The organism is Micromonospora sediminicola (assembly GCF_900089585.1).
GTDB classification, from domain to species: Bacteria; Actinomycetota; Actinomycetes; order Mycobacteriales; family Micromonosporaceae; genus Micromonospora; species Micromonospora sediminicola.
The window spans coordinates 2022003-2037684 of the sequence record NZ_FLRH01000004.1; the positions used below are offsets into that span (position 1 = coordinate 2022003).

Sequence of the window (15682 nt, forward strand, 5' to 3'; positions counted from 1 at the left end):
CCTTGACGAGCCCGCTGTCGACCTTGAGAAACGGCGAAGCCCAGGCCAATGACCTGGGGTTCTGCACCGAGCCGCCTGACGGAATCGAACCGTCGCCCTACGCATTACGAGATCAAGATGGGCAACGCGACGAGCTGCGCGGATGGGCTTCTAGCAGCGGAAATGCCTCTCGGCACCTCTCATCACTCCCCCACCGTCCATCGACCTCTTGCGGACCAGATGCGGACTGCACATCCCTGAGCCGTCGTGATCGAATACGCGGCTATGGGGTTGGATGAGTGCCTGACGGAGTTGCTGGTCCAGCTCGGGGATCACGGCCTGGTCGCCATCGTCAAGATGGACGGCGAGCGCGAACGGGGGCGCTGGACCGTTCTGGTTTCGGGCAAGCCGCTGGGCGGGGAATTCGTGCGGTGGGACGGCGACGACTTGGACACCGGGCTATCCAGGGTGATGGCCAAACTTCAGGAGCGGTTTCCGGGACTGCTCAACTGAGCTACGGCCTGGAGGTCAGAAGAAGATCAGGGATGGCTGGTCGGGTGGCTGCGCCCCTGGTCAGCCTGTCCGTCATTGTCGGCCACTGTCCGGGTCGGCGGGCGGGCTTGGCTGTACAGATGGCTGTATGGCCGGGTCCTGGGCCATAGGGCAACCAGCGCTAGATGCGCGACGGCCAGACCGCTACCGTCCTCGACGTGAACATGGCGGAATTCTGGCAGTTCCTGGAGCGGTCAGCCGCGGAGACGACCGACCCGGCCCAAAGGCTCGACTGGTTGGCATACCGACTCAGCCACGTCTCTCTTGACCACATCGCGGACTTCCAGCTCCACCTAGAGGCTGCACGTCGCCCGATCGACACCTACGCCATGTGGGGCGCAGCCAACCAGATCATGGACGGCCTCTGTAGCAGCGACGCGTTCTGGTACTTCCAACCATGGCTCATCGGCCAGGGGCAGCGCTGGTGGCATCACGCCGCCCAAAACCCCGACAACCTCGCCGACCTGCCCGCCGTTCGTGCGCTCGCCGGCAGCAGCCCCCGTGAATGGCCCAACGCGGAATGGCCGCACTGGGAAGAACTCGCCTACGTGGCACCCCGCGCCTACGACCACATCACCGGGCGTGAAGACAGCCTCGAAGAAGCGCTGGATGCCCGGGGCCACCGCACGTACTCCGACCCGGAACCAACCGATCAACCCTGGGACAGCGACAGCCTCGCCCAGATCGAACAACGTCTGCCGCGCCTCGCGCGCATGTTCCCCCGCCAGCAATACGTGAAGCCCTGATCGGCGGGTGCTGGGCTGGGCAGAAGTGATAGAGCGGATCTCCTCGTCGGGCAGGCGGCATCTCTGAGGAGGGCCGGGGTTCGGGGCAGCGCCCCGAGGTCTTCAACGTCTGGCAATCCCGAAGCGTGGCCGGCCGGCCCGGCCGATGCCGGCCGGAGGTCGCCAGCAGGCCGGGGCCGGGCCGGCGCGGCCCGCTTTGCGGGCCGCCTTGATCCGATAAAGCGGAATTCCGCAACGCAACGTAGGTACTGCGTGTCCTCCGTCGGCTGACGTGCGACACGCCAGGCGATCTGCGACATGCGCGAGTGGCAGCAGATCTGGATACCCAATCGCGGGCGCTGGCCGTGGCGTCAAGCGACGCAAAACTCGTTGCCCTCGGGGTCCTGCATGACGACGTGACCGAGCACGTCGCCGTACCACTCCTCCCGGATTACCGTCGCGCCGGCGGATACCAACGCGGGGACCTTCTGCTGGATCAGTCGTGCCCGCTCGGCCATGTCCCAGGGGCCTGGACCGGCCACCCGGAGGTCGATATGCATGCGGTTCTTGCTGGACTTGCCCTCGGGCACCTTCAGGAAGCTCATGGCAGGGCCTTGGCCGTCCGGGTCGACGATGGAGGCGTTGTCGGGCTCGTCGAAGCCAGGTTCCTTGACATAGCCGAGGGCGAGCGCCCAGAAGGCAGCTATCCGCTGCGGATCGTCGGCATCGCATCCCAAGGTCCAAAGAGTCGCCATGACGCCAAGGTACGGGGGCCCGCGACTGGCTGTCATCGGCGAGATCCCCTGCTCCCCGGTCTGCCCCACGCGTCCGCCAGGCGATCGAGCGACTAGCTCCGAGGGCGTGAGCCGCCCGCACGATGAGCTTGCGAGCATCCTCGCGTAGCCGCCTCCATCCAGAGTTTCTCCATGGCTTTGACGTACGCCGCGGCTTCCTCGTCGCGATGGACGTGTACGCGGGCCTGTTCGGTGACGACCTGGACGCCGTCCCCAACCGGCCAGCAGTCGCGGCGCGGGATGCGGACCATCTGCGGACCGGCACGCCCGGCGGCGGTCTCGTGGACCTTGAGAAACGGCGAAGCCCAGGCCGATGACCTGGGCTTCCGTACCGAGCCGCCTGACGGAATCGAACCGTCGACCTACGCATTACGAGTCGGCTGCCCGGACCTGGTCCAGCGTTGGTTCCTCACGCCCGGCATCGCGTCGCTGTCCGCGGTCGTCCGCTCAGGTTTGCTGGGTTGGCTGCTCGCTTGGCTGCTCGGACAAATCCAGCTCCTGCAATGGTCCGCATAAGGCTGCTTACCTCGGGCGCTTGACATGGATGCAGTACTCCGCGCATTACTGGCCGAATACCACAATACGGACAGGGCCTTGTAAGGGTGCCATCCTGTGGTAAGCTCTCCGTCAACGCCACTTGCGACGTGGGTGGCGACTATATTGCTAGGCCCTTTAATCCGTAACAAAATGTGGGTAGATTCTTTGCCTTAATTTTGTTATGTGGAGGGGGTCCATTTGTGCTGCCCAAAAACGGGCAGAAGGAGGTGATGAATGGAAGAAATTCCGAAGGAAGTTGGACGGACGGTCCGGGCCGCAATAAAAGGCTGGCCCGAAACCATCCGGCTCTGCGTCCTCTTCGCGGCGGCTACCGCGGCTTGGACGTTCTACCAACTACTCACGAGGTAGACACTACAGGGTAGGGGATCTGGTCGGCGTCGTCCAGCCAGGTCCCCAACACCTCCCAGCCTCTCGCTTACAAGTTCTGTGCACCTGGTGTAACCGCGTCCATCTGTGTGTGCAACCTTGGGCTACTGTCCGCCGCCCACCCCTCAGCGGCTGTCCCGGTCCAGGCCGGTTGCTGTCACCCTTGCTGTCGCCAGCCGTGCTGAACTCACGGCTTGAGCTGGAATCGAGATAGGTACTTGCGCAACATCGATAAGCTACGGATGTGTCGCGTCGTCGCCATCCCAGCCGCACTCAGCTCGGAGTCGGCCTATTGGTGCTTGCCCAGCCTGTCGTCGAGGTCGTAAAGATCGCAGCAGGCTTCGCTGACCGACCAACTCCCTGGCAACTCGTCTCGACAGGCGCGGTGGCGCTGCTCGTTGGTGGGCTTGCCGCCTTCCAAGCAGCGGCTCCGGCTTCAAAAAAACTTTTGCTATGTAACACAGTGACCGCATAAGCCGTTACACCTCGATGCAGTGCCGACAACAGCCGTCGGGCTGCTCGCATAGCTGCTCCGCAGGCCCTCCCATGCTGTGGCAGGCTGCCGACCGTACAGGCCGAACTCTGAGCTCTTGTGGGTGTCAGTTGTGCCCGGCTAGTGCCCGACGATCTTGCTTGGCTCGTCCTGGGCGCGACCCCCTGCATGGCCCCGCTCCCGGCCCGCGAGCCGCAGACGGGGCCCAGCAGGAGAGGTATTTCGAGACTGACAAGCAGGCAGCCAAGGAGGCGCACAGCCACGGAGAGTAGCGGCCAGGTGCCATTCCAAGGGGTTTTGCAAGTTAAGGGCAAGTGAGAGCGTTCGGTGAAAACAGCAGGTCAACGGGGGTCTTGGAGGCGCCTGCGCGTCGACGGCTGCGACAGGCTGCAAGTGGAGCGCTAACTCTCCGTATTCCTCCCTGCGGCCCAGAAGGGCACATAGTCCCGGTAGCGAGGTGGGGCTGAGGTGTCCCGAATCGCAATCTTGCCATCTTCGATGGCTTCCTTGATGATGCGAGAAGCCTTGGGTAGGTCTGAGCCCGGAATCCCGAATCGCTCTCGAACGGAGGCGTTCGTCACCTTTTCTCGGTTAACCCATCGCAAGGCCGCATGCAGGTAGGTTGCGCGCACTCGATCCTCGCGGTCCATGTCCTTAAGGTCCCGATGAGCAAAGAGGACGATCCGGGTGTTCTCGTCTGTGACTTCTACCAGCGGCGCAGGAAGCTGGTAGTACTCAATCTGGAAAGCTACCTTGTCCCAGCCGCTGCCACGTTCTTCGCAGATTCCCGCGCGTCTCATAAGCCCCGCAAGTCTTTCGTTGCGAGACCTTGGTGGGGTATCGACAAATCGCCAGTGATCCATTAGAGGTTCGCCGGGATTGGAGATTTCGAGGCGATCCTCAAATATTTCCACCATCGGGCCCGCTCCTGTAATGGCGAAGTCCTGGTGGACTAGAGCGTTTGCAAGCAACTCGCGAACTGCCAGGTCCGGGAACATCCGCACGGTTTGTCGTAGCGCAACTCGAATTACTTCATTAGACGGCAGCCTGGAGAGCAGGTAATCGACGGCACCTTCGAATCCCTTTGCGTATCCGAAAGTTCCAACCTGCTCACGGATGGTGTTGACTCTATTCGATCCTTGATAGTGAATTATCCGGAGGGCCTTCCTTCCGAGTGGACCGAAACTTGTAAGGTCGCGAGCAAACAGGATCGCACCCATGTTGGTGATGTTCCAACGCCCGGTGGTTGTCTCAGTGATGATTGATTCGGAGGCCAATACGGCCAACACGTCCAACGGGTCTGCGGGAGCTGGCATATCAAGTAACTTGAAATACGCATCAATATCGATGAACTTCGCGATGTCATTGGAGGCTACGTCAGCCTTTGCCACACCGCTCTCGAAGTCCGTCCGATCAAACACTTGCCACAGTCGCCGCTCGTGGTCCGGGAAGCTCTGCAGCCTCTTCTTGTAAGAGCCGATCCTGATGTACTCGCCACCCTTGAACGAGATTGGCCGATGCGCGGCTGGCGATATCTCCAATAACACCAAAGGGGTTCCACTGACTGAGAATTCAAAGAATTCGAAATGAATCTGAGGATCCAGCAGCCGAACAAGCCAGGGCAGAAAGTCTTCGTTGCCGATCTTCTCAGTTTTCGGCTTGAAGGACGTTCCCACCAGGGCGTGGCTCTCGTCGCTGATTCCCCACAACATGTAAGCGCGATCTTTGCGATGCAGGGCAGCCGAGTTGGAGAGCGCAGACACGTACTGGCCGATTCCCTCCAAGTCAGAATAGTTTTCCTTAAACTCGACCCATTCCGTCTCCTGCGGCAAGGCGCTTAGAGCCCGCACGAGCTCTTCCAGCTGCTCCTGGCTCCGGCTCACCAACCGCTCCCTCAATAGCGCGCCCCGTGCGCGTGGCAACTCATGATGTCCGTCCGAACACGCGTGAGGCTAGCCCATCAGCATGACACCGACTGCGTATCGCCATCCCGTATGCCGTCGACCCGCCCTTCGGGGAGCGGGCCGCCGCCCGGCCCGCCACGTCAAACGGACCTTGACGCAGGTTCGGACGCTGGCGGGTCGGGCGGTGGTTTGCTCGGCTTGCCCGGGTCGATGGCAGGCGGGATGGCTTTCCTCCCTGACTACCCACGGACCCGGCGGCTGCCGACGATCTTCGGCCATCCTGGAGCCGGAGCGCCCCCGCCGGAGGCGCCCTAACCACAACCCCGCGACCGCCGCCAGCTCGTCGACGTGGCCGGCGTGCGCTCCCTTACGCCGCGCGGGTCGTGGCCGCGCGGCCCGGCCGGCTGCCGGCCCACCACCCCACCACTCAACGGTCTGTCGTTCTGCGGCGGCCCTCCGGGCTTCCCGCTCTCCGCGCCAGCCGCCGGGCGTTCGGCGTGACGGCCGCAGAGCGACAGCGGCAGCGGTCGGCGCGCGCCCTGGCGGCGGCGCGTGCGGCCCGTTCAGGGCCGCCTTGAAGACGTACAGAAACTTTGAACGGGGATTCTGGGAGGGTGCTGTCCGGTCTCGGGACCTGCGTGACACATCGGTGTCAGGACCTGGGTGACACTCCGCCGAGTGTTGGTGGAGATGAGCGTGATGGAACAGCGGTATCGAGCCGTCCAGGACGTGCTTGCCGGATCCACGGTCACGGACGTCGCCGAACGATTCGGGGTCTCCCGCCAGGCGGTGCACCGCTGGCTGGCCTGGTATCAGGACGAGGGCTTGGAAGGGCTGGCGGACCGGTCCAGCCGGCCGCGTTCCTCGCCTGGCCAGACTTCTCCTGAGGTGGAGGCGCTGATCTGTGAGCTGCGCCGGGATCACCCGCGATGGGGTGCCCGTCGCCTGCTCTATGAGCTTGGCCGTCGTGACTGCCCGGGTCCGATCCCGTCTCGGATCACCGTGCATCGGGTGCTGATCCGGCACGGCCTGGTCGATCCGACACCTCGCCGGCGTCGGCGTGAGGACTACCGGCGATGGGAACGTGGCCGGCCGATGGAACTGTGGCAGATGGACATCGTCGGCGGTATTCAGCTGGCCGATGGCGGTGAGGCGAAGGTCGTCACCGGCGTGGACGACCACTCCCGGTTCTGCGTCATCGCCGCCGTGGTCCGCCGGGCCACCGGTCGGGCGATCTGTCTCGCCTTCGCCGAAGCCCTGCACAGGTTCGGGATTCCCGAAGAGGTCCTCACGGACAATGGCAAGCAGTTCACTGCCCGGTTCGGCCGCGGCGGCGGTGAGGTGATGTTCGACCGGATCTGCCGAGAGAACGGCATCACTCACCGGCTGACCAAGCCCCGCTCACCGACCACCACCGGCAAGGTCGAACGGTTCCACCAGACCCTGCAACGCGAACTACTCGACGACGTCGAGGTCTGGGCCACCCCGGAAGAGGCCCAAGCAGCGATCGACGTGTTCCGGCACGAATACAACACCGAACGGCCGCACCAGTCCCTCGGGATGGCGTTCCCGGCCGACCGTTTCACCGCCCAGCCGGCTGAGGAACAGCTGCCGCTGCGGCTGCCGCCAGCGCTGGCCACCACCATCCCTGCACCCCGCCGGCCACTGCCAGCAACACCGGCACCGACGCCTCCAGCACCCGCCGGGCATGCCGTCGCCCCGCCAGTGCCGGTGGCCGCCAGCGGGGACGTTGGCCTGGCCGTAGAGGTCACCCGCCTCGTTCCCGCCTCGGGCAACCTCACCGTCTGCGGACAGCAGTTCTGGCTCAGCCCCACCCGCGCCGGACTTCCGGTGACCCTCTGGGCCGACACCACCGTCGTTCACCTGCTCGTCGACGGCGTCCGACTCAAGACCGTCCCGTCCCGACTTACCCCTGCGCACCTGCGCCAGATCCTCGCCGACGACGGCCAACCGGCCGGGCCACCACCGATCACCACCGGCACCATCCAGGCCGGCGCCCCGATCGAGGTCGAACGGCTCGTCAACGCCACCGGCCTGATCGGCCTCGCCGGCCGGCAACACCCCGTCGGCTACCACTTCGCCGGCAGGCGCGTCACCGTCCGCCTCGACCGCGGCCTCATGCAGATCACCGCCGACGGCGTCCTGCTGCGCAGCCTGCCCAACCCGCTGACACCGGCCGAAGTCGCCCGCATCCGCGACGCCCGCCCCGCCGGACCACCACCAACACCGGCACCCGAACCCCTGCGGGTCGAACGCCGCGTCAGCTGCCGAGGATCCCTGGTCATCGCTGGTCAACGCATCCACGTCGGCATCGCCCACGCCGGAACCACCCTCACCGTCGAAGCCGCCGACACCACCTTCCGCGTCCACGACGGCGACCAGCTCCTCAGCGAAGTGCCCCGCACCACCACCAAGCCCATCGCCCGGTTCAAGGTCCGCAAACCCGAACCACCCAGACAGAAGACGTCCACCCGGGAAGGGATGGCATGATCACCGGCGTGACCGAACCCCCCGAACTGGTCATCGGACTCCCCAACGACGACCATCTAACGGTCCGCGTCATGGGAAGAATGCACCCCGGCAGCACCGACTACTGGGACGGCAACTGGCTGATCAGCCCGATCTCGGCCCACGTGGGCGGCTTCTCAGCACAGCTCGCCGCCGGGCTACGTGTCGATGAACTACAGACCTTCCGACACGGGCTAGAGCTGATCAACCAACAACTACGCGGCGAAGCAGTGCTCACCTCACTTGAACAATGGATCTCACTGACCGTGACCTGCCGCCCGAACGGCTCGCTGTCCGTCACCGGAGAGCTTGCCGACAATCCCGGCATCGGGAACCGCCTGACGTTCGCCATCACCGGCCTCGACCAGACCAACATCCCAGCGATGCTCACAGCCCTGTCGGCACTCGAAAGTGCCTACCCACTCCTCGGGCAGCCCTGACCCCCCCGTCTGAAGAACCCGTCAGACGGCCAGTCGCAGGAAAACCTCCCTCAACTGATCGCCAGCTACCCTCACCAGAGTTAGCAGTCGTCTAGCCGGACGTGTCACCCACGTCCCGAGACTGACCTGTCACGCAGGTCCCGAGACTCGACAATTCTGGGAGGGTGCTCCCGCCGGCCGGGCCTGACCCGACTTTGAACTGGCCCCGTGCCCTCATGTGGACCCGTCGACCCGGTTGGCGGGGCACCTCTCTCGGCACCTGCACGGGCCGGCGTGGTGACCTGATTAGGGGCTCGGGTTCGTCCCTCATCCCCGTTCTGTCCAGCGTTCTTCTCGTGCGCGGTGGTCGAGCCTTGCCGTCAACGCAGTAGGTAGGAGGCAGCGTGAGCGAGGACCAGCACGTGACCGTCGGGGTCGACACGCACAAGGACGTACACGTCGCGGCGGTGTTGGACCAGACCGGCCGGATGTTGGCCAACAGCAGCTTTCCGACGACGACACGCGGCTACGCGCAGCTCGCCGCATGGGCTGAGTCCTTCGGCACGGTTGCCAAGGTCGGCCTGGAAGGCAGCGGCAGCTACGGCGCCGGGTTGCTGCGGTTCCTGACCGACTACGGCCTGACCGTGATCGAGGTCGACCGCCCGGACCGCTCCACCCGCCGCCGAGTCGGCAAGACCGACACCATCGACGCCGAGTCCGCCGCCAGGGCGGTTATCTCCGGCCGCGCCAGCGGCACCCCGAAGACCCGTCACGCCCAGGTCGAGATGATCCGGGCTCTGCGCGTCGCCCGCCGCGGAGCGATGAAGGCTCGGATTCAGGCCGGAGGCCAGATCGAAGCTCTCATCGTCTCGGCCCCCGAACCCGTGAGACAACTGGTACGCGGGCTGGCCGGCAAGAAACGCATCCGCGCCTGCGCCGCTCTCAGACCCGGCACGGTGTCCGATCCGGCGACCGCCACCAAAGTCGCGCTGCGCAGCCTCGCCCGACGCTGGCTCGCCCTTCAGGCCGAGATCGACGACCTCGACAGCCACCTGACCGCCCTCGTCACCGCCACCGCCCCGGACCTGGTCGCACTACCTGGCATCGGCGTCGACACCGCCGGCCAACTCCTCGTCACCGCCGGCGACAACCCGCACCGCCTGCACTCCGAAGCGGCTTTCGCCCGGCTCTGCGGCGTCGCCCCCATCCCAGCCAGCTCCGGACGGACCGACCGCCACCGCCTACACCGTGGCGGCGACCGCGAAGCCAACCGCGCCCTCTGGCGCATCACCCTCGTCCGCATGCGCTGCCACCAGCCCACCAAGGACTACGTCACCCGCCGAACCGCAGAGGGCAAGACCAAGACCGAGATCATGCGATGCCTCAAGCGCTACATCGCTCGGGAAGCCTTCACCCACCTCGCGCCTCTGCCCAACACAGCAGGCACCATGACCCGGTGCGACCACTGACGGCAGATGAGTTCACCGCCACGATCGGGACACCGCCAACAGCGGTCGACGTCGAGGGGCCTCCTCCGTTCGACTTCTGGCCCTACTACGACGCCATCCCCCATGACCACTTCGCTGGCCACGACTTCAGCCGTGAGGAGGTGACGAACGTCTGGCAGATGCCCGACGGTATCCACCAGCACGTCCTCATCGCGTCCGGAACCCCGAACGTGTTCATGGCACTCGTGCTCAACCTCCGAACAGCATCAGTACTCGGCCACCACCTGCTCGACCTCAACGAGCTATACGGGCTCAATCAGCCGCCCACGACACCGCTTGACGAACAATAGGAGCGTCAACATCGCCGGCAGCCGGCTGTCCGACTCGGCTTGATTCGTGACACCCTGGCTCCACTTGATGGGTGACACTCGGCGGGCCAGACGCTGGCTGCCATGTAGGTTCTTTCGGTGGCTTGGACGTACACCCCCCGAGTTCCGACCGAAACCGCCGCCCCTGACGCTGCGTTCGGCTGGGGTCCCCTCGCCGCCTTCCACTACCTCCTCGCGGCCGAGGAGGGCATCGACCTGTCACAGATGCACGACTTCGGCGGCTATCGACCGTGGGACTCCGTCGAGACACCGATGCGCCTGCTCTTCGACCTGGACTACATCAATGGCGACCACCCCACGTCTAGCTACCCCGCCGTCGCAACGCGCCTTCGGGAGATACACGGGCGATGGTCGACAGGGACCTTCGCCGGCGACTCGCCGAGGTTCGACGGCTGGCGGCAGTACCTCACCGTGAGGCTGAAGCAGCTTGCCCACGTAGTCGATGAGTGCATTCGCATCGACACTCGCATCGCCGTCCGCTGAATCGTCTAGCCGGACGTGTCACCCAACATCTGACACCGATCCGTCACGCATCAAGTGGAGCCCGACATCGCCGGCAGCCGGCAGCCGGCAGCCGGCGGCTGGCCGGCTCCAGGCGTTGGTGAGACCCAGGACGGGATGGCGTGGGTCCGGTGCGCTTCGTACGCTGGCGGCATGACCGCCCTCATCGAAACCGCGCGAGACATGGCACGGCTCTTGCTGGAGGCACCGTTGCCCCGTCGATGGACTCATGTCCAAGCGGTCGCTGCCAAGGCCGATCGGATCAGCGCGGCGGTGCCGGTGGAGGATCGGTCGGTTCTAGTGGCGTCCGCGTGGCTTCACGATGTCGGCTACAGCCCGACCCTCGTGGACACGGGCTTTCACGCTCTCGATGGGGGCCGTTGGTTGCGCCGGGAACGGTTCGACGGGCGAATTGCGGCGCTGGTGGCGCACCACTCGTGCGCCTGGCTCGAAGCAGAGGAACGAGGGCTCGGGCAGGTGCTGGCGGCTGAGTTTCCGAGGGAGGAAACCGCGGTGACCGACGCGCTCTGCTTCTCGGACATGACAACCGGACCGGATGGGCAGGACTTCGCGGTTCTCGACCGGTTGGCTGAAATTCGGTCCAGGTATGGGCCGGAGCACCTCGTCACCAGGTTCATCAAGCGGGCGGAGCCGGAGATGGTTGCCGCCGTCCAGCGGACCCAACGCCGGCTCGCGGGCAGTGTTTCTCAGCCGATGTAGGGCTGCGGGCGGTTCTCGTAGCCGTGATTGACTCGAAGCAGGGTCGACGGGTGGATTTCGAGCGCGGCCAGCTCGTCGCGGGCGACCCATCGAACCTGGCTCGACTCGTCGCTGGGTGTCAGGCCGCCACCTACGGGTGTGGCACGGAAGCAGAGCGAGAACTGTTGTCGCACTTCACCGTTCGTGTATGCGATCACGTGGGCCGGGTCGGAGTACACCCCGACTATCCCGGTGACTTCGATGCTGATTCCGGTTTCCTCCTGCGTCTCTCGTGCTGCCGTCTCCGCGACTGATTCGCCAATCTCTTGGCCACCGCCGGGAAGCGACCACAAGCCGTTGTCGGTGCGTTGGATCAGCAGCACTCGCTCATGCTCGTCGCAGACGAAGACCGAGACAGCCACGACGATGCTGTTGGCCTTCGGTGCGTTCGGGTCGTGGTAGTGCTCGGTTCTCGCCACGGAACTAGGGTGCCATCTCCGAGTCGCCGAGAGGGTACGACGACAAGAGTGCCCGGTCGAAGCTGTCGGCGTAGGTCCTGAACATGTCCCCGCCGGAGATCCGGCGCAGGTGCATGACGGGAGCGTGCGGCGCCGGGATTCCGAGGACGTGTGTATTGACCAGCATCTCGTCGTCGAACCGGTAGATCGAGTTGTAGAGGGTTGTCTCGTGGTACCTGACCTCGACGCCTGGGGTCTCTCTCAGGCGGTCGTAATACTGCCTGACCTGTCGGATCTTGGCTGCCATGACGCCGGGCGCACCCTCCTCGATGCTTCTCCGCTCGATCGTCGGGCGGTCTGGGTCGCCGAGCAGAACGCGGATGGAGACACCGTTGAGCGCCTTCTGCCGGAGGGTGTCGATCAGTCCAGGGTCTTGCTCAACCAGGAAGAGTCCCGCGTACGCGAGAACGTCAATTCGCTCTTCTGCCCTTTCGATGAGCCGGCGCCAGACCTCATATGGCACGGACGACCGCCGCGAGTAGACCTGAATGATCTCGTTCTGCCCCAGCCGGGATGCCTTCTCGGCGGTCACCGCCTTCGGCCAGAGGTATGACTCGCTCTCACGGATGAGCGCGGCGATCGCGTGCCGGTGGCGGGGGTAGGGGGTCCTGTCTTGCGTGATCCAACGCTCGACCGTCTTTGGGTCTACGTCGATCTTCTCAGCAAGCGAAGCAGGGGTCATGCCGTTGCGGAGCATGGCGTCGCGCAGTCGATCGTTCGGCATCAAGCGCCTCCAAGGGACGACTAGGACGCATTTAAGTTAGCAAAGACGTCCCGAGTTGTCCATGTGGTCGGGTGGCTCGTCCCGCTTTCTAGACGAGCCTTATTGGCAGAGGTCACGAGCAAGAGTCCGAAGGGGACTCGCTCAAGCTGGCCCAAGACCCAGGAGGTTTGTTGTGAAGCTGTACGTGGACACCGCGAGCAAGCAGGTCCAGGTGACGAAGGACCCGGAGCCGAAGAACGACCAGAACGGCAACCAGCGGTCGGAGAAGAACACCGGCCGGCTCATGTGGTCGACCCAGGTCTTCGTGCTCGACGAGACCGGCGGCGAGATCATCACCATCACCACGGCGGGAGAGAAGCCGAACGTGACGGTGGGGCAGCTCGTCGCGGTCGAGCAGTTGGAGGCCATCCCGTGGGCGACCAACGGGCGCAACGGCGTCGCGTTCCGTGCGATCACGCTGAAGCCGAAGGCTGGCACCTCGGCGGCGAAGTAGTCCCTCGATCCACCTGTGCTGCGTGAGCTTCTGGTGTCTGACGCGCACCCGCGCGTGAAGCGGCCTGAGGTCCGCTGACAACGACAAGTGAAGAAACGGTCCGGGAGTGGTTCCGACTCCTATGCTCCCGGCCCGGTCACCACGTCGTGGTGGTGGCAACCCCGCAAGAGCTGGCGCGGGGTCGGTCCGACTCCTACATCTGCCGACCCCGTGCCCTCCAACTCATCCGACCCAACTCGCGATTGGGAGGACTCGTCGTGTCCAAGCCTACCCGCCCGAGCGGCCTGCCCACAGGACTGCACTTCCTGCAGGCCCGCGCAGGCTACAAGTCCGAATACACCTGGGCCGACCACGAGAAGGCCGGTGTTCCCATGGTCGTGGCCTGCACCGGCTGCGAAATGACCATGGCCGGCGCTCTCGCCCTCATCGACTCCAACGGCTACTGCTGGTGCCCCGCCTGCGGCGACACGGGAGGTCGTCATGAGTAAGCCCGCCGCCCGCCGCCCGTTCGGCGGCAAGTCGAACAACACGATCACGGTGATCGAGGCCAAGGTTCACCGGTCCTCGGCACGCAACGCCCGGTTGGCGTTCATCCTCACGGCGGTCATCGTCGGCCTTCTGTCGGCCGTGGTGGCCGCTTCCTACATCCACCCCATCCTCGCCGTCATCGTCGGCGCGCTCATCGGGGTTCCCCTCGGCGGCCTCGCCTGGGTCCTCGTCCGCATCTGGCCGGTCCTGCGGCTGCTGTGGTGGTGGACCCCGGAAATCGGGATCACCACGTTCCTTGGCATCTGCTGGGTGCAGCTCGCCAACCACACCCCGATGCCCATCACCCTGACGGTCGTCGCCCTGGTCGTCGGCGTCCCCGCCGCCCTGCCGGCATCCCGCCGGACGGTGGTCGCCTGGACGTGGTGCCTGATCGTGCGCCACCGGCTGCGCGTGTGCTTCGCGCAGTTCATCATCGCCAACCAGTCCGGCAGCCTGCCACTGATCCTGTGGGCCAAGCCCACGCCGGTCGGTGAGCGGGTCTGGGTCTACCTGCGCCCCGGCCTCTCGTTGGCCGACCTGGAAGGCCGTCTCGACCGCATCGCGGTCGCCTGCCACGCCTCGACCGCTCTGATCGAGCGGGCCTCGGACGGCAACGCCGCCTACCTGCGCTTCGACATCAAGCGCCGCGATGTCCTCACCGCCCAGGTGAGTTCCCCGCTCGTCGACGTCATCGACCCCGACACCCCGGCAACCGAGCGGATCCCGGCCACCGTGCCCACCGCCCTGGACCTGCCCGACATCGACGCCCCGACCGTCACCCTGCCCACCCAGCAGGGCAAGCCGGCGGTCAAGAAGCCGGCCACCACCGCCAACGGCAGCAAGCCCGCGGCTTCCCCCGCCAGCGACGTCGACGACGTCTCCGACTGGATCTAACCGCCCTACCCAACCGGTCGCGGAGAGCCCTCGGGCTCGTTCGTGTGGCTCTCCGCGCCCACCAACCGCCCAAGGAGGGCACCCATGACCACCACAACCGCCCCGACGTCGGAGATCCCGGTGGGGCCTGGCCTGTCGATGTTCGACCCCATCTTCGTCGGCATCGACGAGTTCGGTCACCCCGTCTACATCACCCTCGCCTACCGCAACCTCCTCGCCGGCGGAGAACCCGGCGGAGGCAAGAGCGGGCTCCTGAACACCCTCGCCGCCCACGCCGCCCTGTCCGTCGACTCCCGCCTGGTGCTGCTCGACGGCAAGCTCGTCGAACTCGGGCAGTGGGAGGACTGCGCCGACGCGTTCATCGGCCCCGACATCACCGCCGCCCTCGACATCCTCCGACGCCTCCAGCTGGTGATGAACAACCGCTACGCCTGGCTCCGCGCTCACGGGCGCCGCAAGGTGACCGCCGCCGACGGGCTGTCGGTCATCACCGTCCTCGTCGACGAGATCGCCTACTACTCCGCCACCGTCGGCACCAAGCAGGAACAAGAAGAGTTCGTCGCTCTCCTGCGCGACCTGGTCGCACGCGGCCGCGCCGCCGGCATCCCCGTGGTCGCCGCGACCCAGCGGCCCAGCTTCGACATCATCCCCACCAGCCTGCGGGACCTGTTCGGCTACCGCGCCGCGTTCCGCTGCACCACACCCAACACCTCCAACATTGTGCTCGGACACGGCTGGGCCGAGCAGGGCTACACCGCCACCGACATCGCCCCCACCAACCAGGGCGCGGCCTACCTCATCGCCGAAGGCGGCACCCCCAAGCGCATCAAGGTCGCCTACCTCACCGACACCCAGATCGCCGGCATCGCCGACTACGCCGCCTGGATCCGCCGGCCCCGACCGTTACCGACCCTGATCCCGGACCTGACCCGGGCGGACTTCGAGGTGGTGGCATGACCACCCGCGAACAGGCCCACGCCCGCGCCAACAGCCAGCGGGCCGCCCAGTACGTCGAGATCTGGGTCATCGCCCAGCCGAGCGAGATCGCCTCGATGGTTCAGGTCGCCTCGGCCAGCGGCCGACTCGTCTACCTCGGCCCACCCCAAGCGGTGGGCGGCGATGACACCCGACAGCGCCGCTACCTGCGGCTGCGCACCCGATAGCAGTCG

Annotated in this window: 18 protein-coding genes; 14 read left to right on the plus strand and 4 right to left on the minus strand. The window is 65.7% G+C overall.

Features of this window, described 5'->3' with window-relative positions; all coding sequences use genetic code 11:
• The first annotated feature begins 246 nt into the window (after window positions 1-246).
• Both GA0070622_RS31150 and GA0070622_RS31155 read left to right on the plus strand, forming a co-directional pair.
• Window positions 247-492: a hypothetical protein gene (locus GA0070622_RS31150; protein ID WP_245666930.1), complete on the plus strand. Its 246-nt coding sequence runs from the start codon at window positions 247-249 to the stop codon at window positions 490-492.
• Window positions 493-656: 164 nt separating this feature from the next.
• The gene (locus tag GA0070622_RS31155; RefSeq protein ID WP_091583450.1) at window positions 657-1277 is read left to right on the plus strand and encodes a DUF4240 domain-containing protein; all 621 of its coding nucleotides are present in this window, start codon (window positions 657-659) and stop codon (window positions 1275-1277) included.
• A 350-nt stretch (window positions 1278-1627) separates the two neighbouring features.
• Here the strand turns inward: GA0070622_RS31155 and GA0070622_RS31160 are convergent, their stop codons facing one another.
• Window positions 1628-2011 (minus strand): VOC family protein, encoded by a 384-nt coding sequence (locus GA0070622_RS31160; protein ID WP_091584312.1) that lies wholly within the window; start codon window positions 2009-2011, stop codon window positions 1628-1630.
• Between the two features lie 231 nt (window positions 2012-2242).
• Between GA0070622_RS31160 and GA0070622_RS32255 the strand changes: the two genes are divergently transcribed.
• The gene (locus GA0070622_RS32255; protein WP_141684652.1) at window positions 2243-2566 is read left to right on the plus strand and encodes a hypothetical protein; all 324 of its coding nucleotides are present in this window, start codon (window positions 2243-2245) and stop codon (window positions 2564-2566) included.
• Between the two features lie 1302 nt (window positions 2567-3868).
• Here GA0070622_RS32255 and GA0070622_RS31165 read toward each other — a convergent pair.
• Window positions 3869-5350 carry an ATP-binding protein gene (locus GA0070622_RS31165; RefSeq protein ID WP_091584316.1) on the minus strand — a complete coding sequence of 494 codons (1482 nt, stop codon included), beginning with the start codon at window positions 5348-5350 and terminating at the stop codon, window positions 3869-3871.
• Window positions 5351-6061: 711 nt separating this feature from the next.
• On the opposite strand from GA0070622_RS31165, the gene GA0070622_RS31170 reads away from it, so the two are divergent.
• The 6 genes from GA0070622_RS31170 (at window position 6062) to GA0070622_RS31195 (ending at window position 11377) form a co-directional block, all read left to right on the plus strand.
• The gene (locus GA0070622_RS31170; protein ID WP_245666118.1) at window positions 6062-7882 is read left to right on the plus strand and encodes an IS481 family transposase; all 1821 of its coding nucleotides are present in this window, start codon (window positions 6062-6064) and stop codon (window positions 7880-7882) included.
• Window positions 7879-8340, plus strand: a complete 462-nt coding sequence (locus GA0070622_RS31175) for a WapI family immunity protein (RefSeq protein ID WP_091568513.1) — start codon at window positions 7879-7881, stop codon at window positions 8338-8340. The genes GA0070622_RS31170 and GA0070622_RS31175 overlap by 4 nt, the downstream gene beginning before the upstream one ends.
• Window positions 8341-8723: 383 nt before the next feature.
• A complete protein-coding gene (locus tag GA0070622_RS31180) occupies window positions 8724-9788 on the plus strand; it encodes an IS110 family RNA-guided transposase (protein WP_091583454.1) in 1065 nt (354 codons plus the stop codon).
• Window positions 9776-10117 (plus strand): hypothetical protein, encoded by a 342-nt coding sequence (locus GA0070622_RS31185; protein WP_091583458.1) that lies wholly within the window; start codon window positions 9776-9778, stop codon window positions 10115-10117. Before GA0070622_RS31180 ends, GA0070622_RS31185 begins: the two co-directional genes overlap by 13 nt.
• 117 nt (window positions 10118-10234) lie before the next feature.
• A complete protein-coding gene (locus GA0070622_RS31190) occupies window positions 10235-10639 on the plus strand; it encodes a hypothetical protein (RefSeq protein WP_091583462.1) in 405 nt (134 codons plus the stop codon).
• A gap of 171 nt (window positions 10640-10810) precedes the next feature.
• Window positions 10811-11377 (plus strand): HD domain-containing protein, encoded by a 567-nt coding sequence (locus tag GA0070622_RS31195; protein WP_091584320.1) that lies wholly within the window; start codon window positions 10811-10813, stop codon window positions 11375-11377.
• Here the strand turns inward: GA0070622_RS31195 and GA0070622_RS31200 are convergent.
• Window positions 11365-11835 carry an NUDIX domain-containing protein gene (locus GA0070622_RS31200; RefSeq protein WP_091583465.1) on the minus strand — a complete coding sequence of 157 codons (471 nt, stop codon included), beginning with the start codon at window positions 11833-11835 and terminating at the stop codon, window positions 11365-11367. The two genes, GA0070622_RS31195 and GA0070622_RS31200, sit on opposite strands and share 13 nt — an antisense overlap.
• Window positions 11836-11839: 4 nt before the next feature.
• Window positions 11840-12598, minus strand: a complete 759-nt coding sequence (locus GA0070622_RS31205; RefSeq protein ID WP_091583469.1) for an XRE family transcriptional regulator — start codon at window positions 12596-12598, stop codon at window positions 11840-11842.
• A gap of 172 nt (window positions 12599-12770) precedes the next feature.
• Here GA0070622_RS31205 and GA0070622_RS31210 point away from each other — a divergent pair, with 172 nt between their 5' ends.
• The 5 genes from GA0070622_RS31210 (at window position 12771) to GA0070622_RS31230 (ending at window position 15676) form a co-directional block, all read left to right on the plus strand.
• On the plus strand, window positions 12771-13091 hold the full coding sequence (locus GA0070622_RS31210; RefSeq protein WP_091583472.1) for a hypothetical protein: 321 nt from the start codon (window positions 12771-12773) through the stop codon (window positions 13089-13091).
• Between the two features lie 257 nt (window positions 13092-13348).
• Window positions 13349-13579, plus strand: coding sequence for a hypothetical protein (locus tag GA0070622_RS31215; protein ID WP_091583475.1), 231 nt, complete (start codon window positions 13349-13351; stop codon window positions 13577-13579).
• Complete coding sequence (locus tag GA0070622_RS31220; RefSeq protein WP_091583478.1) at window positions 13572-14513, plus strand: hypothetical protein; 942 nt, start codon at window positions 13572-13574, stop codon at window positions 14511-14513. Before GA0070622_RS31215 ends, GA0070622_RS31220 begins: the two co-directional genes overlap by 8 nt.
• 84 nt (window positions 14514-14597) lie before the next feature.
• A complete protein-coding gene (locus GA0070622_RS31225) occupies window positions 14598-15470 on the plus strand; it encodes an FtsK/SpoIIIE domain-containing protein (RefSeq protein ID WP_091583481.1) in 873 nt (290 codons plus the stop codon).
• Window positions 15467-15676 (plus strand): hypothetical protein, encoded by a 210-nt coding sequence (locus GA0070622_RS31230; RefSeq protein ID WP_091583484.1) that lies wholly within the window; start codon window positions 15467-15469, stop codon window positions 15674-15676. The genes GA0070622_RS31225 and GA0070622_RS31230 overlap by 4 nt, the downstream gene beginning before the upstream one ends.
• Window positions 15677-15682: the final 6 nt, after the last annotated feature.

What these genes read in the sequence shown, in the direction of transcription:
- GA0070622_RS31175 (WP_091568513.1), top strand. Translation starts at nt 7,879, where the DNA reads ATGATCACCGGCGTGACCGAACCCCCCGAACTGGTCATCGGACTCCCC.
- GA0070622_RS31155 (WP_091583450.1), top strand. Translation starts at nt 657, where the DNA reads ATGCGCGACGGCCAGACCGCTACCGTCCTCGACGTGAACATGGCGGAA.
- GA0070622_RS31230 (WP_091583484.1), top strand. Translation starts at nt 15,467, where the DNA reads ATGACCACCCGCGAACAGGCCCACGCCCGCGCCAACAGCCAGCGGGCC.
- GA0070622_RS31170 (WP_245666118.1), top strand. Translation starts at nt 6,062, where the DNA reads ATGAGCGTGATGGAACAGCGGTATCGAGCCGTCCAGGACGTGCTTGCC.
- GA0070622_RS31220 (WP_091583478.1), top strand. Translation starts at nt 13,572, where the DNA reads ATGAGTAAGCCCGCCGCCCGCCGCCCGTTCGGCGGCAAGTCGAACAAC.
- GA0070622_RS31225 (WP_091583481.1), top strand. Translation starts at nt 14,598, where the DNA reads ATGACCACCACAACCGCCCCGACGTCGGAGATCCCGGTGGGGCCTGGC.
- GA0070622_RS31205 (WP_091583469.1), bottom strand. Translation starts at nt 12,598, where the DNA reads ATGCCGAACGATCGACTGCGCGACGCCATGCTCCGCAACGGCATGACC.
- GA0070622_RS31195 (WP_091584320.1), top strand. Translation starts at nt 10,811, where the DNA reads ATGACCGCCCTCATCGAAACCGCGCGAGACATGGCACGGCTCTTGCTG.
- GA0070622_RS31160 (WP_091584312.1), bottom strand. Translation starts at nt 2,011, where the DNA reads ATGGCGACTCTTTGGACCTTGGGATGCGATGCCGACGATCCGCAGCGG.